Raw genomic sequence first — 19,282 nt, forward strand, 5'->3', positions numbered from 1 at the left:
TTTTATTGCCGTCGGAACCTGTCGCGACGGGCCCACGCCCACGTCGCATCGCTGAACAAGCCCCAGCCACTCCAGCCGAAGGCCAGAACCACCATGACGAGACCAACGCCCGAGACCCTCGCCCACACCGCCCGGCGGGCCCGCGCGACCGCCGACCCGGCCGGCGCCGCCGACCCCGCCGCCCGCGCCGCGGCCACGCCGGCAGTCCCGGCCGTACGGACACCCGCCCCGGCCCAGGTCTCCGGCGCCGGCTCGCTGGTGCGGTCCCTTGAGGCGCTCGGCGTCGACGTCGTCTTCGGCATCCCGGGCGGCGCGATCCTGCCGGCGTACGACCCGCTCTACGACTCCACCGTCCGGCACATCCTGGTCCGCCACGAGCAGGGCGCCGGTCACGCGGCGACCGGGTACGCGCAGGCCACCGGCAAGGTCGGCGTCTGCATCGCCACCTCCGGCCCGGGCGCGACGAACCTGGTGACGCCGATCGCCGACGCGTACATGGACTCGGTCGCGATGGTGGCGATCACCGGCCAGGTGGCTCGCCCGTCCATCGGCACCGACGCCTTCCAGGAGGCGGACATCCAGGGCATCACGCTGCCGATCACCAAGCACAACTTCCTCGTGCAGACCGCCGAGGAGATCCCGCAGGTGCTGGCCGAGGCGTTCCACCTGGCCAGCACCGGCCGGCCCGGCCCCGTGCTGGTCGACATCCCCAAGGACGTGCTCCAGGCGTCGACCACCTTCACCTGGCCGCCCACGCTGGACCTGCCCGGCTACCGGCCCACCCTGCACCCGCACGGCAAGCAGATCCGCGAGGCGGCCCGGTTGCTGGCCGGCGCCCGGCGGCCGGTGCTCTACGTGGGCGGCGGGGTGCTCAAGGCCGGCGCCACCGAGGGGCTGCGTCGGCTCGCCGACCTGACCGGCATCCCGGTCATCACCACGCTGATGGCGCTCGGCGCGTTCCCCGACTCGCACCCGCAGCACCTGGGCATGCCCGGCATGCACGGCACGGTCGCCGCCGTGTACGGCCTCCAGAAGGCCGATCTGATCGTCGCGCTGGGCGCGCGGTTCGACGACCGGGTCACCGGCAAGCTCGACTCGTTCGCTCCGGACGCGGCGGTGGTGCACGCCGACATCGACCCCGCCGAGATCGGCAAGAACCGGCACGCGGACGTCCCGATCGTCGGTGATGCCAAGCACGTGATCGACGAGTTGATCGCGGCGGTCACCGTCGAGCGCGCGGCGGGGCGCGTCACCGACCTGGGCGACTGGTGGACCCAGCTCGACGACCTGCGCAACCGCTACCCGCTGGGCTACGACGAGCCGTCCGACGGCACGCTCTCCCCGCAATACGTGATCAAGCGGTTGGGCGAGATCGTCGGCCCCGACACGATCTTCGTGGCCGGTGTGGGGCAGCACCAGATGTGGGCGTCGCAGTTCATCTCCTACGAGAAGCCGTACACCTGGTTGAACTCCGGCGGCCTAGGCACCATGGGCTACGCGGTGCCGGCGGCCATGGGCGCGAAGGTCGGCAAGCCGGACGCGGTGGTGTGGGCGATCGACGGTGACGGCTGCTTCCAGATGACCAACCAGGAGTTGGCGACCTGCGCGCTGGAGGGCATCCCGGTCAAGATCGCCGTCATCAACAACGGCAACCTCGGCATGGTCCGGCAGTGGCAGACGCTCTTCTACAACGAGCGCTACTCCAACACCGAGTTGGGCACGCACAAGCACCGCATCCCCGACTTCGTCAAGCTCGCCGAGGCGCTGGGCTGCGTCGGGCTGCGCTGCGAGACCGCCGAGGACGTGGACAAGACCATCGCCGCCGCCATGGAGATCAACGATGCCCCGGTGGTGATCGACTTCGTGGTCGGCAAGGACGCCATGGTCTGGCCGATGGTCGCCGCCGGCACCAGTAACGACGAGATCATGTTCGCCCGCGGCGTCCGCCCGGTCTTCGACGAGGATGACATCTGACATGACTATGCACACGCTTTCGGTGCTGGTGGAGAACAAGCCGGGCGTCCTCGCCCGGGTGTCCGGCCTCTTCTCCCGGCGCGGTTTCAACATCGACAGCCTCGCCGTGGGCGAGACCGAGAACCCGGACGTCTCCCGGATCACCATCGTGGTGAACGCGGACTCGTCCCCGCTGGAGCAGGTCACCAAGCAGCTCAACAAGCTGGTCAACGTACTCAAGATCGTTGAGTTGGATCCGCAGGTCTCGGTCGCCCGGGAGTTGCTGCTGGTGAAGGTCCGCGCCGACCGGGCCGCCCGGTCCCAGGTGCTGGAGACCGTCAACCTGTTCCGGGCCCGGGTGGTGGACGTCGCACCGGACACGCTGACCATCGAGGCCACCGGCACGCCGGACAAGCTCGACGCGCTGCTGCGCGACCTCGAGCCGTTCGGCATCAAGGAAATGGTCCAGTCCGGGCTGGTGGCCATCGGGCGCGGCTCGCGTTCGATCACCGCCGGTCCCGCGCTGCGGGCCGCCTGACCCATCCGCACAGACCACGACGGGCACCCAGGCCGTCGTACGAAAGGGAAGTTCTCATGAGCGTTGAGGTGTACTACGACGACGATGCCGACCTCGGCCTGATCCAGGCCAAGAAGGTCGCGGTGATCGGCTACGGCAGCCAGGGTCACGCCCACGCGCTGTCGCTGCGTGACTCCGGCGTCGACGTGGTGATCGGTCTGCCGGAGGGCTCGAAGAGCCGTCCCAAGGCCGAGGAGCAGGGCCTCCGGGTGCTCACGCCGGCCGAGGCCTCGGCCGAGGCGGACGTGATCATGGTGCTTGCGCCGGACACCGCCCAGCGCAAGATCTACGCCGAGTCGATCGAGCCGCACCTGGCCCCCGGCAAGGCGATCTTCTTCGGCCACGGTTTCAACATCCGGTACGGCCTGATCAAGCCCCCGGCCGAGGTGGACGTGGCCATGGTCGCCCCCAAGGGCCCCGGCCACCTGGTGCGTCGCCAGTACGTCGACGGCAAGGGCGTGCCCTGTCTGGTCGCCGTCGAGCAGGACGCCACGGGCACCGCGTTCGCGCTCGCCCTCGCGTACGCCAAGGGGATCGGCGGCACCCGCGCCGGCGCGATCAAGACCACCTTCACCGAGGAGACCGAGACCGACCTCTTCGGCGAGCAGGCGGTGCTCTGCGGCGGTGCCTCGGCGCTGGTGCAGACCGGTTTCGAGGTGCTCACCGAGGCCGGCTACGCCCCGGAGGTCGCCTACTTCGAGTGCCTGCACGAGCTGAAGCTGATCGTCGACCTGATGTACGAGGGTGGCATCGCGAAGATGCGGTACAGCATCTCCGACACCGCCGAGTACGGCGACCTCTCCCGGGGCTCGCGCATCATCGACTCCCGGGTCAAGGAGGAGATGCGCAAGATCCTGGGCGAGATCCAGTCCGGCGAGTTCGCCCGCGAGTGGGTGGCCGAGGACGAGGCCGGCCGGCCGAACTTCACCAAGTGGCAGGCCGAGGGTGCGGCGCACCCGATCGAGGAGACCGGTAGGAAGCTGCGCGGCATGATGAGCTGGGTCGACCGCCCGATCACCGAAACCGCCTGACCCACCCCGAAAACACGGTTCCCCCGGCCCCGGGCCGCGCTCTCCCCAGCGCGGCCCGGGGCAAACCCGTGCCTCCCCCCGCCCTCGCCGATCTTGCACTTTGGTATGGCGATTTGTCATGAGGCACCCCTTACGTCGCGACAGTAAGTGCAAGATCGCGGGGGAGGGGCGCGTTTCGGTGCGGTGAACGACTGGTGTCCGGGCGTGTGAGGGCACTCACCCCGCAGACCGGAACACGCCGGCCAGCGCGGCCCCTACGATCGCGGGTAGGTGCGCTGAGCCGGCACCTGACGGCCACGGCACGGATCAGCACGGGGTGCAGTGCGGCGCCCCGCCACCCGCGCCGATCGCAAACACGACCTCTACGAGGACCGATGAATCCTGTCGTACTGATCGCCGAAGAACTCGCCCCCGCCGCCATCGAGGTGCTCGCTCACGACTTCGACGTCCGTCACGTCGACGGCACCGACCGTCCGGCCCTGCTCTCGGCGCTCTCCGAGGCCGACGCCGTCATCGTGCGCAGCGCGACCCAGATCGACGCCGAGGCGGTCGCCGCGGCCCCGCGACTCAAGGTGGTCGCCCGCGCGGGCGTCGGGCTCGACAACGTCGAGGTGCCGGCAGCCACCGCGCGGGGCGTGATGGTCGTCAACGCACCCACCTCGAACATCGTCTCCGCCGCCGAGCAGGCCGTCGCACTGCTGCTCGCCGTCGCCCGCAACACCGCCAGCGCCAGCGCGGCCCTCAAGGCCGGCGAGTGGAAGCGGTCCAAGTACACGGGCGTCGAGGTGCAGGGCAAGACCGTCGGCGTGGTCGGCCTCGGCCGCATCGGGGTGCTCTTCGCGCAGCGCATCGCCGCGTTCGGCACCCGACTGATCGCGTACGACCCGTACATCCAGCCGGCTCGGGCGGCGCAGCTCGGCGTACGGCTGGTCGGGCTGGAGGAGTTGCTGCGCGAGAGCGACTTCATCTCGATCCACCTGCCCAAGACCCCCGAGACGGTCGGTCTGATCGGCGAGAAGGAGCTGGCACTCGTCAAGCCCAGCGTCCGCATCGTGAACGCCGCCCGCGGCGGTCTGGTCGACGAGCAGGCGCTCGCCGACGCCATCGCCGAGGGGCGGGTCGCCGGCGCCGGCGTCGACGTGTACTCCAAGGAACCCTGCACCTCCTCGCCGCTGTTCGCCTTCGACAACGTGGTGGCCACCCCGCACCTGGGCGCGTCGACCCACGAGGCGCAGGACAAGGCCGGTCTGGCGGTTGCCAAGAGCGTGAAGCTGGCGCTGCAGGGCGAGTTCGTGCCGGACGCCGTCAACGTCCAGGCCGGCGGCGTGGTCGCCGAGGACGTACGCCCGCTGCTGCCGCTGGCCGAGAAGCTGGGCCGGGCCTTCACCGCCGTCGCCGGCGGGGTCGCGGCCAGCGTCACCGTCGAGGTTCGCGGCGAGGTCGTCGGCCACGACGTGTCGGTGCTCAAGCTGGCCGCCACGAAGGGCCTGTTCAGCTCGGTGGTCGAGGACCAGGTCACCTACGTCAACGCCCCGCACCTGGCCGCCGAGCGCGGCGTCGAGGTCACTCTGGACAGTCAGGTCGAGACCGCCGACCAGCCCCTCCTGGTCACGGTGCGCGGTGCCCTGCCGGACGGCCGGGCGGTGAGCGTCTCCGGGACGGTCACCCACGCGGGCGGGCGCGACGTCCCGCGGCTGACCGAAGTGGACGGTTTCGACGTGGAGATCGGTGCGGAGGGCATCCTGGTGTTCCTGCGGTACGCGGACCGCCCGGGCGTCGTCGGCACCGTCGGTACGCTGCTCGGCGAGTCGGGCATCAACATCGCCGCGATGCAGGTGGCCCGGCGCGAGGCGGGCGGCGAGACGCTGATGACCCTCACCGTCGACCAGGCGCTCGGCGCCGACCTGCTGACCTCGGCGGCCGACTCCATCGGCGCGACCGCCGCCAGCGCGGCCGACCTGCGCGACGAGTAGCTAGCGGCCGCCGCGCGACAGGCGTGGCGGCACCGACGACAGCACCACGGGGGGCCCGGCGACAGCGCCGGGCCCCTTCGTCGTACGCCGGAGGTGTTACGCCCCGGGAGCGGTCAGCTCGGCAGCCGGGCGGGGGGCGGGTACACCGAGCCGTCCTGGGGGTCGAAGAGCATCAGACCGTGCTCGCCGGCCAGCCGCTCGATGTCCAGCAGCACCTGGTCCGGGCAGGTCGGGTGCAGGTTCAGCTCGACGTGATCGTGCGCGGCGTGCAGCGGCGCGACCGCCCACGGGCTGTCCGGGCCGGGGTGGCGGTCCGGATAGGACGCGGTGATCGCCCGGTAGAAGCCGACGACGCGCGGGTCCGGGTATCGGTCCACGTGCCGCCCCTGCCGGCAACCCTCGACCGCTGCCCGCACGTCCTCGGGCGTCGCCCCGTCCTCCAGGGCCCACACACTCAGATCGAAACTCACGGCGGACAGCGTGCCATCCGTCGTTCACCATGTCGAAATTGCCTCGCCGCAGGCCAATCGCCGATCCGTTGCGGTGACGTCCGAAGGCGTCCGCTGTGGAGACTCTTGCGTCGAGTTGCGTCGATTCGCTAGCGTACGACTGCGGTTACTGGCCGCCAGGCCGTGGCGCCGGCCCGTCTTCGGGTGGCGCGGCCGACGTCCGGCCCGACCGGTCCGCACCCCTCGATTGTGCGAGCCACGCGCACTCGTCGCTGATCGGCCCCCACAGCCGTTGCCGAGGCCGTGGGGGCCGATCGCAATCCAGGCTATGATCGGCCGCCGTGACAAGCGCCCAGTTGTCGAACGGCGACGGCCGTCGGGGTGGCCGCTGGGCCGCCCGGCTCCGGCGACCTGCGCCCCCACGGCGAGCGGTGGGCCCGACGCGGCTCCTCGCGGCCCTGGTGGCGGTGCTCGTACTTGCCGGCTGTTCGACCGATCCGACCGGCTCGCCTGCCGCGCGCGACTCGTCGGCCACGGGTACCGCCGAGCCGCGGTCGACGAGTGGGCTGGGCCCGGCCAAGGGCCGACGACCCGACACGGGCAGCGCGGACGAGGCCCAACGCCGCCGGTTCGCGGCGGCGGCCACCCTTCTCAAGAGCAAGCCGGGGGTCCTCGGAATCCTGGTACGGGACCGGCGCACCGGCACCTCCTGGCGGGCGGGGACCACCGACCATCCGATCTGGACGGCCTCCACCATCAAGCTCGCGATGGCCGTCGGGCTGCTGGAGCGCTCACGTGCGGGCGAGATCACGCTCGACAGCGCCGCGCGTCGACAGATAGCCGACATGCTGAACTTCTCCTCCGACGACGCGGCCACCGCGCTGTGGAACCGGTACGGCCGCGACGGTCAGCTCAAACGCTTCCAGCAGCGCTACGGCATGACGGGGCTGACCACCGTCGCCGGCTACGCGCGCTTCTGGGGTCACCTCAAGTGCACGGCCGAGGATCTCCAGCGGTTGATGTCGTACGTGCTGGACGACCTCGACCCGACCGACCGGGCCTACCTCGTCGGCGCGATGCGTTCGGTCGGTTCGATCCAACGGTGGGGTGTCTGGGCGGCCGGCAGCGACATGCGCCCCGGCACCAAGGACGGCTGGTCGATCGAGCCGGACCCGGGCGGTGAGCACTGGGTCACGAACACCGTGGGGTTCGCCGGCGACGACCAGCGCTACGTCGTCGCCATCATGTACCAGCTGCCACCCGGCAAGGGGATCGGTGTGGGAGTGCACGCGGTGAGCGATCTGGTCGCCACCGTCTTCGGGGCACCGACCCCGGCGCGGGTGACCGTGCCGGACCCGAGCACGGGACGCTAGCGTCCCTGGCTGAGGGCGGGCGGTCAGCGCCGGTGGGCGAAGAGCGCCCGATACTCGGAGCCACCCCGGAACCAGCTCAGTCCGGTGGGGCCAGCGGCGTAGAGCGCGGTCGCGTAAGCGTCGGCGACCGCCAGGTCCGGGCCCACGACGGTCGCGGCGACGAGGTGGTCGGCCGGCTCACCGCTGTGCGGGTCGACCACGTGCCCCTGCCGTCCGGACACCCCGGAGGTGCCGACAGCTCCCGAGGTCATCTCCAGCATCAGTGGCGCGCGCTGCGGCGCCGTCGGGTGGTGCACCGCGACCCGCCACGGCCCGCCGTGCGGCGCGCGGCCCCGGACCACGAGGTCGGCGCCGGTGAGTACGGCGTAGTCGTGCACACCCGCCGCGCGCAGCCGGGCGGCGGCGCGTTCCACGGCCCAGCCGCCCAGCAGGCCGCCCGGGTCGAAGCCGCCGGGCACCGCCCAGGCGTCGAACCAGCCGTCGGTGGCGGCGCGCATCGCCGCGCAGCGGTCCACCAGGTCGGCCAGCGGGGGGTACGACTCGGGGCTGATCTCGCCCCGACGCAGTCTGGAGACCAGGCTCTCCGGTCGGTTGGGGCCGTAGGTCACGTCGATGGCGCGCAGTTCCGCGACGCTGTCCCGCAGCGCCTCGCCGACGCCCCGGCGGCCGAGCCACTCGGGGGCGTTGAGCAGCAGGGTGTACTCCGCCGTGGCGGTGCGTACGGTGTGCTGCACGGCGATGCGGCCCTGGGTGGCGGCGGCCGGGTCGAATCGGCCACGGCGGCTGCCGAGGCGGAGGTCGGGCCGGCGGTGCCGGAACGCCGACAGGTCCGGCCACCGGGTCCGCGGCTGCTCGTCGATGCGCATGGCGCCTGCCCCCTCGCAGTTGACGTCGCGTCGTCACGACCACCGTTCGCGGGCCCTCTGACCCGCTGCTGCATACCGTAGGCAGCGCACATGATCGCCACATGAATCCCAGCTGAGAGGCTGCTGTGCATCCTCGTGTCTCACATCTTGGAAGCAACGTACCGGGAGTCGGGACGGCGACGTACCGTTGCCGGACAGGGCAGTCGAGCGTGGGGAGAGCGGGCGTGGCGCGGATCGCGGTGGTGGCCGGGGACGGCATCGGGCCCGAGGTGGTCGCGCAGGCCCGCAAGGTCCTCGACGCGGTGCTTCCCGGTGTGCAGGCCACCGAGTACGACCTCGGCGCCGCCCGCTGGCACCGTACCGGAGAGGTCCTGCCCGACTCGGTGCTGACCGAGCTGGCCGGGCACGACGCGATCCTGCTCGGCGCGGTGGGCGACCCCACGGTGCCGCCGGGTGTCCTGGAACGCGGCCTGCTGCTCAAGCTCCGGTTCGCCTTCGACCAGTACGTCAACCTGCGTCCCTCGCGGCTCTGGCCCGGCGTCGCCGGTCCGCTGGGCAACGTGAAGCCGGGCGAGGTCGACCTGGTGGTGGTCCGCGAGGGCACCGAGGGGCTGTACGCCGGCGCGGGCGGGACGTTGCACCGCGACACGCCCGCCGAGGTCGCCACGGAGGAGAGCCTCAACACCCGGCACGGCGTGGAGCGGGTGATCCGCGACGCGTTCGCGCGGGCCGGTCGTCGGGAGCGGCGCAAGGTCACGCTGGTGCACAAGACCAACGTGCTGACCCACGCCGGGTCGCTGTGGTCGCGCGCCTTCGCGGCGGTCGCCGCCGAGCACCCGGACGTCGCGACGGAATACCAGCACGTCGACGCGGCCGCGATGTTCCTGGTCACCCAGCCGCAGCGCTACGACGTGGTGGTCACCGACAACCTCTTCGGCGACATCCTCACCGACATCGCCGCCGCCGTCACCGGCGGAATCGGGCTGGCCGCCAGTGGCTGCATCAACCCCGAGGGCGCGTACCCCTCGATGTTCGAGCCGGTGCACGGCTCGGCACCGGACATCGCCGGGCAGGGCATCGCGGACCCGGTGGCCGCGGTGCTCTCCGTGGCGCTCCTGCTGGAGCAGCTCGGGCACGCCGAGGCGGCGGCCCGGGTCAACGCGGCGGTCGCCGCCGAGCTGGCCGGCCGTACCCCCGGTACGACGCTGCGCACGGCCGAGGTCGGCGACCGGCTCGCCGCCCACGCCGTAGCCTGACCGTCCCGGCCGGTCCACGGCCGGGGCGGATTCCGCCTGTCCGGGCAGTCCACCCGGTCCCGAGCGGCGCTACCTTCTGAACGACCGTTCGGGGTAAGTTTCTGGCACAGCCATGTCGGTGTGCGGTCCCGCACGCCGTTTTCCCGCAGGGAGGTCAGCGCGATGAGCGGTGGTGACAAGCTCGACTTCGAGATCCGTCCGAATCCCGCGCCGGTATCCGCCGCCGACCGGGCCGCCCTGCTGGCCAACCCGGGGTTCGGCCGAGTCTTCACCGACCACATGGTCACCATCCGGTACGCCGAGGGCAAGGGCTGGTACGACGCCCGGGTGGAGGCGCGGGGGCCGATCCCGATGGATCCGGCCAGCGCGGTGCTGCACTACGCGCAGGAGATCTTCGAGGGGCTCAAGGCGTACCGGACGGCCGACGGCGGCGTGACGATGTTCCGGCCGGACGCCAACGCCGCCCGCTTCGTCGACTCGGCGCAGCGGATGGCGATGCCGGCGTTGCCGCCCGAGGTGTTCGTCGACTCGCTGCACAAGCTCATCGAGATCGACCGGGACTGGATCCCGACCGGCGAGGACGGCAGCCTCTACCTGCGGCCGTTCATGTTCGCCAGCGAGGTCTTCCTCGGCGTCCGCCCGGCCAACGAATACCTGTACATGGTGATCGCCTCGCCGGTCGGCGCGTACTTCACCGGCGGCGTCAAGCCGGTCACCGTCTGGGTCTCCCCGGACTACACCCGGGCCGCGCCCGGCGGCACCGGCGCGGCCAAGTGCGGCGGCAACTACGCTGCCTCGCTGGCGGCCCAGGCCGAGGCCATCGACGCCGGCTGCGACCAGGTGGTCTTCCTCGACGCGGTGGAGCGTCGCTTCGTCGACGAGCTGGGCGGCATGAACGTCTTCTTCGTCTACGACGACGACACGGTGGTCACCCCGCCGCTGACCGGCACGATCCTGCCCGGCATCACCCGGGACGCGGTCATGACGCTGGCCGGCAAGGCCGGGCACCAGGTGCAGGAGCGCCCGGTCTCGTTCGCCGACTGGCAGGCCGACGCGGCCAGCGGCCGGCTCCGCGAGGTCTTCGCCTGCGGCACCGCCGCGGTGATCACCCCGATCGGCGGGGTGCGTTTCCCCGACGGCGAGTTCCTGATCGGTGGCGGCGAGCCCGGTCGGGTCACCATGTCGCTGCGCCAGCAGTTGGTCGACATCCAGCGCGGCAAGGCCGCCGACCCGCACGGCTGGGTGCGCCAGGTCCTCTGACGTCCGGCTGACCGGCCCGTCGCCACGGGCCGGTCAGTCCTGACCCCCGTCGAGCAGGTGGTCGCGCAGGGCCGCGAGCTGCACGTCGGTCACCCCGGCATGCCGCAGGTACGCCTCGATCGAACCGTGCCCCTCGCGCAGTTCGTCCAGGAAGATCTGCATGGCCTCGGCGGGCGACGCCAGGAACGGCGCCGGCACCTCCGCGCCGTCCGGCATGGTGGCGGCCAGCCAGGCGCTGAACCGGGCCGACGCCTCGCTGCTCAGCGCGTAGTCGGCGGTGATGTCCGCGTCGTCGACGCCCAGCACGGCAAGCGTCAGGGCACACACGATGCCGGTGCGGTCCTTGCCGGCCACGCAGTGCACGACGACCGGGGCGTTCGCCGAGTCGGCGATCAGCCCGATCGCCTCGCCCAGACCCGCGGTGCCGGTCTGGGCCAGGTCGGCGTAGCGGTCGGCGAGGTAGCGCGCCAGGTCGGTACCCTTCTCGTGCGGCGTCAGCGCCCAGTCCTCGTGCTCCGGGTGGATGTGCCGGTAGGTCAGCCCCTGGTAGGCCGGCACCCGACCGTCGCGCTCCACCTCGCTGGGGCGGCGCAGGTCGACCACGGTGCGGATGCCGATCGCGGCGAAGGCGTCGCGGTCCTGCTCGTCGAGCCGGTGCAGGGAGTCGGAGCGGTAGAGGCGACCACGGCGTACGGTGCGGCCGTCGTGGCCGAGGTAGCCGCCGACGTCGCGGAAGTTGAAGGTCGCGGGCAGCGTGAGGTGACGTTCGTCATCGATGGCGTCCACGTGCACACGGTAACGGCCGGCGGGGTCGTTCCCCACCGGCCGTCGGGTCCGATCGGTCAGCGTGCGGTGCCCGGGGGGAGCGCGCCGTACGTCTCGTCGTAGTAACCGCCGAGCTGGTCCCGGTACGCCGGGTCGCTGTGGCTGGTCTCGTCGTACTCCGGGGCGGCCTTGATCTGGTCGCGGGTGCGGTCGACCGAGACGGTGCGCTGGTCGTGGTCGACCTGGTTGACCGTGCCGGCGGGCAGCATCACCTTCTTGCCGAAGATCCACGGCCCGGTGTCCACGACCAGGTAGCTGCCGCCGACCTCGTGGCTGGCACTGTCGATCTTGCCGACACCGCCGTCGCTGGCCTCGACCTTGTAGCCGACCAGGTCGACGTCGGCCACGCCGGCGGTGTCGCGGTAGCGCCACGGGTCGAACGTGCCGGCCGGCGCCCCGCCGGGCACGGCGCCCTGGTCGCCGCCGCGCAGCGGGTCCGGGCCGGCGTGGGCGGCGTGCGGGTCGATCCTGTCCATGCCGTTCACTCCTGACTGTCGCCGATCGTCTCGGCCTCGATGCGGGTGTCCCCGAGAGGAGCTACCCGGCGGCAGGCCCCCGGAAACGGTGACCGACCGGCGCGGCGACAGCCCGTGCCGGTCCGCCGATCAGCGCCGGACACCAGGCCGCAGGGCCTGCGGGACGGGCATCAGGCCAGCGCCGCCTCGGCGTCCAGGGTGACCGCCGCCGCGTGGACGACTGCGGCGATCCGCAGGGCCTCCTGCACCTGCTCGGGTGTGAATCCCCGGCGGCGCAGCGCCTGCTCCTGGGTCTGAAGGCAGATCTCGCAGCCGTGGATCGCCGAGACGCCGAGACACCACAGCTTGAAGTCGCCCTTGTCCACGCCCGGTCGGGCGATGATCTGCATGCGGAGGCGGGCCGGTAGCGAGACGTACTCCTCGTCGCCCATCAGATGCGTGGCGCGGTAGTAGATGTTGGTCATCGCCATCACGGCCGCCGCGCCCTTGGCCGCCTCGACGCCGTCCGGCCCGAGGTGGTCGAGCGCTGCCGCGGCGATCTCGCGCAGTACCAGCGGGTTGCGCGCGGCCACCGCGCAGGCCAGCGCCGTGCCCCACGTACGCGCCGGGGTCAGCGTCGACGCGCCGATCGTCGAGTCGAGGTTGTGGGCGATGTCCGTGGCGTACGCGGGCAGGGCCGCCCGGATCGTGTCCAGTCCCACGGGTCAGCCCTCGGCGGGCGGGGCGGCGGTGTCGAGCGACACGGTGAGCACGGGGCCTCCTTGTGGGCGATAGATGTCCCACCATATGGATTGTCTCTCCCAAAAGCGGGAGCGGGTGGCAGAGTAGCGATCGTGACCTGCACCGCCCTGATTATTGCGACCTAGCGCGCCGGCTCTCCCCTCCGCCGAGCGCGCAGACCTCCCGCATCCCGCGGGGGGTCTTTTTGTTGCTCCGAGAAAGGATCCTGATGACGTTCCAGGTCTTCGACACGACGTTGCGAGACGGCGCCCAGCGCGAAGGGCTCACCTACTCGGTGGTCGACAAGCTGGCGGTGGCGCGGCTGCTCGACGAGTTCGGCGTCGGGTTCATCGAGGGCGGCTGGCCGGGCGCGGTGCCCAAGGACACCGAGTTCTTCCGCCGGGCCCGCACCGAGCTGACCCTGCGCCACGCCGTGCTGGTGGCGTTCGGCGCCACCCGCAAGGCCGGTGTCGCGGTCGCCGACGACCCCCAGGTGCGCGGCCTGCTGGACGCGCAGACCCCGGCGGTCGCCCTGGTCGCCAAGGCCGACATCCGTCATGTCGAGCGCGCGTTGCGCACGACCGGCGCGGAGAACCTGGCGATGATCCACGACACCGTCGCCCACCTGGTCGCCGAGGGACGCCGGGTGTTCGTCGACGGCGAGCACTTCTTCGACGGCTACCGCCACGACCCCGCGTACGGCGCCGCCGTGGTGCAGACCGCGCTCGCCGCGGGCGCCGAGCGGATGGTGCTCTGCGACACCAACGGCGGCATGCTGCCGTCCCAGGTGACCGCCGCGATCCACGACCTGACCGACCGGCTCGGGGTCGACGCCGCGCTGTTCGGCATGCACGCGCAGAACGACACGGCCTGCGCGGTCGCCAACACGATCGCCGCCGTGGAGGCGGGCGTCCGCCACGTGCAGGGCACCGCCAACGGGTACGGCGAACGCCCCGGCAACGCCGACATCTTCGCGGTCGTCGCCAACCTCCAGCTCAAGCTCGGCATGCCCGTCCTACCGGAGGGCTGCCTGGCGCAGATGGTGCGGGTCTCGCACGCCATCGCCGAGATCGCCAACATCGCCCCCGACACCCACCAGGCGTACGCCGGGGCCGCCGCCTTCGCCCACAAGGCGGGGCTGCACGCGAGCGCGATCAAGGTCGACCCGTTGCTCTACAACCACGTGGACCCGTCGGTGGTGGGCAACGACATGCGGATCCTGGTGACCGAGATGGCCGGCCGGGCCAGTGTCGAGCTCAAGAGCCGAGAGCTCGGCCTGGACCTGGCCGACCGTCCGGAGGCGCTGACCCGGGTCACCAGGCGGGTCAAGGAGTTGGAGGCCGAGGGCTGGTCCTTCGAGGCCGCCGACGCCTCGTTCGAGCTGCTCGTCCGCTCCGAGCTCCCGGAGGGTGGCCCGGCGCGGCCGTTCACCCTCGAGTCGTACCGGGTGCTGGTCGAGCACCGCGAGGACGGCGCGGTCGTCTCCGAGGCGACCGTGAAGATCCGGGTACGCGGTGAGCGGGTCATCGCCACGGCCGAGGGCAACGGCCCGGTCAACGCGCTGGACGAAGCCCTGCGGGTGGGGCTGACCCGGCACTATCCGCAGTTGCGCGAGTTCGAGTTGGCCGACTACAAGGTGCGAATCCTGGAGGGCAGCCACGGCACGGGCGCGGTCACGCGGGTGCTGCTGGAGACCGCCAACGGCACCGGCCGGGACTTCACGACGGTGGGCGTACACCCCAACGTCGTCGAGGCAAGCTGGCACGCCCTGGTAGACGCCCTGACCTACGGCCTGGCCCCCACCCCGGTCTAAACCTCCCCGCCCCCGCCCCCGCGATCTTGCACTTTGTGTCGACGACACGTGGCTTTCGTCGCTGATGCGGCGACAGAAAGTGCAAGATCGACGGGGTGTTGGTGCGGGGGCGCAGCGCCGGGTGCGGCACTAGGCTCTCGGTGTGATCCGGATCCGGTTCGACGACTCCTCGATCGATCGCACGCGGATCGCCGTCAGCCCGATCTCGGAGCTGGTCGGTGGCCTGGACATGGTGCATCGCGAGCGGGGCCGCCGGGCCGCGCCGTGGCCGTACACGGCATGGGTCCAGCGGGCCCGCGAGGTGCTGCGAACGGTCCCCGAGACGGCTCCGCTGAGGATCTACGCGCAGCTGTACGGCGAGAGCCACAACCGACCGACCCCGGATGTGTTCACGCCGGTGCCGTCGGCGGCGAGCCCGACCCTCGGTGCGCAGCTCGACGACCTGCGCCGCACGCCGCACGCGGTGGTACGGGAGCAGTTCGCGAAGCACTATCCGCAGGAACTGCCCGCCTTCCTCGCGCCCTACCGTGACGACCCGGATCGCGCATTCGGCCGGCTCGGCGATGCCCTCAACGCGTTCTGGGAGCTCACGACCGCCGCGCACTGGCCGGCCATGCGGGCCGCACTCGACGAGGAGGTGCTCCTGCGCGGCCGCACCCTTGCCGTGGCTGGCCCCGAGGCGCTGCTGAGCGGCCTGCGCGGGGCCGCGTGGTGGGAGCGGCCCGTGTTGTCGCTGTCGAGGCAGCACGAGTCGGTGCTCGATGCGCGCGGGCGGCGTCTGGTGCTCGTGCCCGTGCTGCTCCTGCAGAACAGGATGACCTGCTCGACCGATCACCCCGAGATCCTGATGGTGACGTATCAGGCCCGGGGGGCGGGGGCCCTGGCCGAGCATCCGGCGCCAGCCGATCCCGAGCGCGACCGGCTGGCCCGGTTGATCGGCTCGGGGCGTGCCGCCGTGCTGCGGGCCCTGACCGAGCCCACGACGACGACGAACCTGGCCGCGGCGCTCGGCCTGTCGTCCGGCACGGTCTCCGAGCACCTCAGTGCGCTGCGAGAGGCCGGTGCCGTCAGCCGGACGCGGTTCGGCCGGCAGGTCTTCTACGCGCGCCGGCCGGAAGGTGACACGCTCCTGGCGACGTTCGAGGATTCGGCATCTGCCGAGCGGTTGGAAGCTGCCGCCGGTGACTCCTAGCGTCCGGAGCCATGCATCCCGTTCTCGCGGGCGTCCTGCACCGTAGGGCACGCTCGCTCGCGCTTGCCTGTGCTGCCTCGGCTGGTCACCAGATCTGCGAGGCCCTGATTCCACTCGCCATCGGACTGTCCGTCGACCACGCCGTCGACGGTGGCTCGCCAATGTCGATCGTGCTGGCTGTCGGTGGAGTGCTGACCCTGTTCGCCGTGCTGGCGACGGGCGGTGGCATCAACTACTGGCGGCTGACCTCAGCGACGACCCGCGAAGCGCACGATCTGCGTATCCGCGCGGCCGGCCGCATCCTGACCGATGGCGTCGGCGCGGGGCGACTGCCCGGGGACCTGTCGACGGTGCTGGTCGCCGACACCAGAGCCACCGCCGAGGTGCTGCGGGCGGCCGTACTGCTGATCTCAGGGGCCGCCGGCCTGCTCGTCACCGTGGCCGTGCTGCTGTCGATCGATCCCTGGCTCGGCCTCGGCGTCGCCGTCGGGGTGCCTGCGCTCGGGCTGGCCGTCAACCGGATCAGCCCCTTGCTGGAGCGCCGGATCGCCGATCGGCAGCACACCGCCGGGTCAGCCGCCGCCCTCGCCGCCGAGCTGGTCCAGGCCCTGCGACCGCTGCGCGGCTTCGGCGGCGTCGGCGAGGCGGTCCGCCGCTACCGTGAGGTGAACCTGACCTCCCGCGACGCCGCGCTTCGAAGCGCGACCGCGTCAGCGGCCGCCGAAGGAATCGGCGCGGTTGCCGGCGGCCTCGTGCTGGTCGGCACCACCGCCGTCGCGGCCGCCATGACGCTCTCCGGGCGCATCGGCGTCGGCGGCTTCGTCACCGTCGTGGCCATGGTCGCGTTCGCCGGCGAGCCGGTCGACCGTGTCGCCGCCGGCATCAAGCAATTGGCGATCTCCCGGGCCAGTGCCATCCGCATCGCCGTCCTGCTCGCAGGGGCGCACCCGCGCCGCGCTGACCCGCCACGCCCGGACGCGGCGTGTGAGGTCGCCGTACGCGAGGGTGAACTGCTCGGCGTCGTCGCCACCGCCCCCGGCTCCGTCGACACCCTGATCGCCACGCTGGCGGCGACGCACCCGGATGTGCTGGTGGAGCCGCACCTGGTGCACCTTCTCGGCCGCACCCTGGTCGAGGCCCTCGACACCGGCCGCGACGTCGATCCAGCGACGCTGCGGCGGGCACTCGACGCGGCACAGGCCACCGACCTGAGCGCGGCGCTACTCGACGGCGGCGTCAACCTCTCCGGCGGACAGCGCCAGCGGGTCGCGCTCGCCCGCGCCCTGGCAGCCCAGCCGTCGCTGCTGATCCTGCGCGATCCCCTCACCGCGGTCGACGCGGTAACCGAGGACCGGGTTGGCGCGGGCCTGTCTGCCATGCGACGCGACGGCCGCGGCAGCACCGTCATCGTGACCACGTCTCCCACGTTGCTCACCCGATGCGACCGCGTCGCCTTTCTGCCCGGCGTCGGGACCTCGCGGGTGTCCACCCATGACCAACTCGCCACCGACGCCGAATACGCCGCGGCGGTCCTGCGATGACGGCGCTGCCGATCGCCACCGGCCGGCAGAGCCTGACTCTGCTGGCCAGGGTCTTGATCTCGCATCGAGCCACGGCCGTCGCCGCCCTGCTCTGGACCGTGCTGAGCGCCGCCGCCACCGTCGCCGCCCCGCTGCTGCTGGGCTGGCTCGTCGACGCGGTCCGCGCCGGCCGGGGACCGCACGCGACCGGTCTGACAGTCGGGCTCGGCGCGGTCGTCCTGGCCGGCGCCGCCGCCACCGCGCTGGCCCTACGCGCCACCGAACACCTCGGCGCGCACGTCGCGGCGGACCTGCGCGTCCAGGCGGTCCACCGCACCCTCGAGCTGCCACCGGCCGTACTCGAGAACGCCGGCCGCGGCGAGGTGGCGTCACGGGTGACCGAGGACCTGGAGAACGTCGTCACCTCGGTCCCGTTGGTGGCCGAGGTCCTGCGCGCACTGATCACCGTCCTGCTGTCCGCCGCGGGCTTCCTGGCCCTGGACTGGCGGCTGGCGCTCGCCTTCCTGGTGGTCTTTCCGATCTACGCACTCAGCCTGCGTGCCTACCTGCCACGGGCAGCCCTCCTCTACGCACAGGAGCGGTCGCTCGCCGCCGAGCGCGGACGGGTGCTGCTGGAGGCACTGCACGGCCGGGACACCGTGTCGGCGTACCGGATGGCCGCGCTACAGACCCGGCGGCTGGCCACGGCGTCGGGGGACAACCTGGCGGCATCCCTGCGCGCGGCCCGCAGCTTCCTGTGGTTCAGCAAGAGCATGAACGCGGCCGAGGCGATCGGGCTCTCCGCCGTCCTGCTGACCGGTTACTGGCTGGTCCGCGCCGACCTGGTCACCGTCGGCGCGGTGACGGCAGCCGCCCTGCTGTTCCACCGCCTGTTCACACCGCTGGGCACCCTGCTTCTCTCCTTCGACGACGTGCAGCGCGCACAGGCATCGATGGCGCGTACCGCCGGAGTCCTGCTGGTGCCTGGGCCCATTGCCGGCAGGCGGGAGCGACCGGGCACGCCGGGAACGGTCGCGGTGTCCGTGCGCGGGCTACGGCACGCGTACGGCGGGGAACCCGACGTCCTGGCCGGCATCGACCTCGACGTGCCGGCGGGCACCTCGCTGGCGCTGGTCGGCGGCAGCGGCGCCGGCAAGACGACAGTGGCGAACCTGATCGCCGGTACCTTCCCCGCCCGCGCTGGGCGGATCACGCTGACCGGCCCGGACACCTCGGTCGGCGTCGCCGACCTGGACCCCGCCGTGCTGCGCGACTGGGTCGGCCTGGTGTCGCAGGAGACACACGTCTTCACCGGCACCCTGCGCGACAACGTCACCTACGCCGCGCCGGACGCCGACGACGCTCGCCTCCGCAGCGCCCTGGTGGCGGTCGGCGCGCGCGACTGGGTGTCGCGCGACCTGCTGGACACGGCAGTCGGCCCACTGCCACCCGCGCGGGCGCAGCAGCTCGCGTTGGCCCGGCTGCTCCTGCGCGATCCGCCCGTCGTCGTGCTCGACGAGGCGACCGCCGAAGCGGGCAGCGCGGGTGCCGGTGATCTGGACCGGGCCGCCGCGGCGCTGATCGAGGGCCGCACGGCCGTGGTGATCGCGCACCGGCTGACCCAGGCCCGCGCCTGCGACCGCATCGCCCTCCTGGAGGCCGGAACCATCGTCGAGTTCGGTACGCATGACGACCTCATCGCGCGCGGTGGCGCCTACACCGCCCTGTGGTCGGCGTGGTCGCACTCGGCGACGGCAACGACCTGATCCGCCGACATCCTGTCGCCAGGCGACGACGTCCGTGAACCGTCGCGGGCAGTGTTCCGAAACATCAACCGTCCACTATGGACCAACCGCGGCGGCCCGTACCGCCGTGGTGGACCCCACGTCGCGCTGATCCGAGGAGAAACAATGGCAATCCGACCCGGCCGGACTTCGTCCCCGGTGGTGGTGTCACGACCACGAAGACTCCTGGCGGGCATTCTCTGCATCCTTGTCG

16 protein-coding genes are annotated in these 19,282 nt (G+C 72.1%); 11 read left to right on the forward strand and 5 right to left on the reverse strand.

All coding sequences use genetic code 11. The features are described 5' to 3' along the window. Positions 1-93 precede the first annotated feature (93 nt). From ACN269_RS25980 to serA, 4 genes are all read left to right on the forward strand, one after another. A complete protein-coding gene (locus tag ACN269_RS25980; RefSeq protein WP_421474870.1) occupies positions 94-1,974 on the forward strand; it encodes an acetolactate synthase large subunit in 1,881 nt (626 codons plus the stop codon). 1 nt (position 1,975) lies between these two features. Further along, positions 1,976-2,491, forward strand: a complete 516-nt coding sequence (ilvN, locus tag ACN269_RS25985) for an acetolactate synthase small subunit (protein WP_355052170.1) — start codon at positions 1,976-1,978, stop codon at positions 2,489-2,491. Positions 2,492-2,547: 56 nt separating this feature from the next. Continuing rightward, positions 2,548-3,561: a ketol-acid reductoisomerase gene (ilvC, locus tag ACN269_RS25990; protein ID WP_421474871.1), complete on the forward strand. Its 1,014-nt coding sequence runs from the start codon at positions 2,548-2,550 to the stop codon at positions 3,559-3,561. A gap of 374 nt (positions 3,562-3,935) precedes the next feature. Further along, complete coding sequence (serA, locus tag ACN269_RS25995; protein WP_421474872.1) at positions 3,936-5,534, forward strand: phosphoglycerate dehydrogenase; 1,599 nt, start codon at positions 3,936-3,938, stop codon at positions 5,532-5,534. A gap of 113 nt (positions 5,535-5,647) precedes the next feature. Here the strand turns inward: serA and ACN269_RS26000 are convergent, their stop codons facing one another. After that, the gene (locus ACN269_RS26000; protein WP_421474873.1) at positions 5,648-6,004 is read right to left on the reverse strand and encodes a hypothetical protein; all 357 of its coding nucleotides are present in this window, start codon (positions 6,002-6,004) and stop codon (positions 5,648-5,650) included. 320 nt (positions 6,005-6,324) lie between these two features. Here ACN269_RS26000 and ACN269_RS26005 point away from each other — a divergent pair, with 320 nt between their 5' ends. Beyond that, a complete protein-coding gene (locus ACN269_RS26005; protein ID WP_421474874.1) occupies positions 6,325-7,356 on the forward strand; it encodes a hypothetical protein in 1,032 nt (343 codons plus the stop codon). Positions 7,357-7,379: 23 nt separating this feature from the next. On the opposite strand, the gene ACN269_RS26010 is transcribed toward ACN269_RS26005, so the two are convergent. Beyond that, positions 7,380-8,222 carry an FAD:protein FMN transferase gene (locus ACN269_RS26010; protein WP_421474875.1) on the reverse strand — a complete coding sequence of 281 codons (843 nt, stop codon included), beginning with the start codon at positions 8,220-8,222 and terminating at the stop codon, positions 7,380-7,382. Positions 8,223-8,446: 224 nt separating this feature from the next. Here ACN269_RS26010 and ACN269_RS26015 point away from each other — a divergent pair, with 224 nt between their 5' ends. Together ACN269_RS26015 and ACN269_RS26020 are read left to right on the forward strand one after the other, a co-directional pair. Continuing rightward, positions 8,447-9,478, forward strand: coding sequence for a 3-isopropylmalate dehydrogenase (locus ACN269_RS26015; RefSeq protein ID WP_421474876.1), 1,032 nt, complete (start codon positions 8,447-8,449; stop codon positions 9,476-9,478). Positions 9,479-9,640: 162 nt separating this feature from the next. Further along, entirely contained in the window at positions 9,641-10,738 is a 1,098-nt protein-coding gene (locus ACN269_RS26020; RefSeq protein ID WP_421474877.1) for a branched-chain amino acid aminotransferase, read from the forward strand. A 33-nt stretch (positions 10,739-10,771) separates the two neighbouring features. Here ACN269_RS26020 and ACN269_RS26025 read toward each other — a convergent pair whose 3' ends face one another. The 3 genes from ACN269_RS26025 to ACN269_RS26035 all read right to left on the reverse strand — a co-directional run bounded on the left by ACN269_RS26025 (position 10,772) and on the right by ACN269_RS26035 (position 12,740). Continuing rightward, the gene (locus ACN269_RS26025) at positions 10,772-11,524 is read right to left on the reverse strand and encodes a tyrosine-protein phosphatase (protein ID WP_421474878.1); all 753 of its coding nucleotides are present in this window, start codon (positions 11,522-11,524) and stop codon (positions 10,772-10,774) included. A gap of 56 nt (positions 11,525-11,580) precedes the next feature. Continuing rightward, complete coding sequence (locus tag ACN269_RS26030; RefSeq protein ID WP_421474879.1) at positions 11,581-12,039, reverse strand: PRC-barrel domain containing protein; 459 nt, start codon at positions 12,037-12,039, stop codon at positions 11,581-11,583. A 170-nt stretch (positions 12,040-12,209) separates the two neighbouring features. After that, positions 12,210-12,740 carry a carboxymuconolactone decarboxylase family protein gene (locus ACN269_RS26035; RefSeq protein WP_421474880.1) on the reverse strand — a complete coding sequence of 177 codons (531 nt, stop codon included), beginning with the start codon at positions 12,738-12,740 and terminating at the stop codon, positions 12,210-12,212. A 248-nt stretch (positions 12,741-12,988) separates the two neighbouring features. Between ACN269_RS26035 and cimA the strand changes: the two genes are divergently transcribed. The 4 genes from cimA to ACN269_RS26055 all read left to right on the forward strand — a co-directional run bounded on the left by cimA (position 12,989) and on the right by ACN269_RS26055 (position 19,050). Further along, positions 12,989-14,572, forward strand: a complete 1,584-nt coding sequence (gene cimA, locus ACN269_RS26040; protein WP_421474881.1) for a citramalate synthase — start codon at positions 12,989-12,991, stop codon at positions 14,570-14,572. A 142-nt stretch (positions 14,573-14,714) separates the two neighbouring features. After that, entirely contained in the window at positions 14,715-15,764 is a 1,050-nt protein-coding gene (locus ACN269_RS26045) for an ArsR/SmtB family transcription factor (protein ID WP_421474882.1), read from the forward strand. An 11-nt stretch (positions 15,765-15,775) separates the two neighbouring features. Continuing rightward, positions 15,776-17,305, forward strand: a complete 1,530-nt coding sequence (locus tag ACN269_RS26050) for an ABC transporter transmembrane domain-containing protein (RefSeq protein WP_421474883.1) — start codon at positions 15,776-15,778, stop codon at positions 17,303-17,305. Then, a complete protein-coding gene (locus ACN269_RS26055; RefSeq protein WP_421474884.1) occupies positions 17,302-19,050 on the forward strand; it encodes an ABC transporter ATP-binding protein in 1,749 nt (582 codons plus the stop codon). The genes ACN269_RS26050 and ACN269_RS26055 overlap by 4 nt, the downstream gene beginning before the upstream one ends. Positions 19,051-19,282: the final 232 nt, after the last annotated feature.

The sequence above is a fragment of the Micromonospora sp. WMMD736 genome (assembly GCF_049179015.1).
Classification (GTDB): Bacteria; Actinomycetota; Actinomycetes; order Mycobacteriales; family Micromonosporaceae; genus Micromonospora.

Coding starts and splice junctions, on each gene's coding strand:
- ACN269_RS25980 (WP_421474870.1), top strand. CDS start 94: ATGACGAGACCAACGCCCGAGACCCTCGCCCACACCGCCCGGCGGGCC.
- ACN269_RS26030 (WP_421474879.1), bottom strand. CDS start 12,039: ATGGACAGGATCGACCCGCACGCCGCCCACGCCGGCCCGGACCCGCTG.
- ACN269_RS26055 (WP_421474884.1), top strand. CDS start 17,302: ATGACGGCGCTGCCGATCGCCACCGGCCGGCAGAGCCTGACTCTGCTG.
- cimA (WP_421474881.1), top strand. CDS start 12,989: ATGACGTTCCAGGTCTTCGACACGACGTTGCGAGACGGCGCCCAGCGC.
- ilvN (WP_355052170.1), top strand. CDS start 1,976: ATGACTATGCACACGCTTTCGGTGCTGGTGGAGAACAAGCCGGGCGTC.
- ACN269_RS26050 (WP_421474883.1), top strand. CDS start 15,776: ATGCATCCCGTTCTCGCGGGCGTCCTGCACCGTAGGGCACGCTCGCTC.
- ilvC (WP_421474871.1), top strand. CDS start 2,548: ATGAGCGTTGAGGTGTACTACGACGACGATGCCGACCTCGGCCTGATC.
- ACN269_RS26020 (WP_421474877.1), top strand. CDS start 9,641: ATGAGCGGTGGTGACAAGCTCGACTTCGAGATCCGTCCGAATCCCGCG.
- ACN269_RS26010 (WP_421474875.1), bottom strand. CDS start 8,222: ATGCGCATCGACGAGCAGCCGCGGACCCGGTGGCCGGACCTGTCGGCG.
- serA (WP_421474872.1), top strand. CDS start 3,936: ATGAATCCTGTCGTACTGATCGCCGAAGAACTCGCCCCCGCCGCCATC.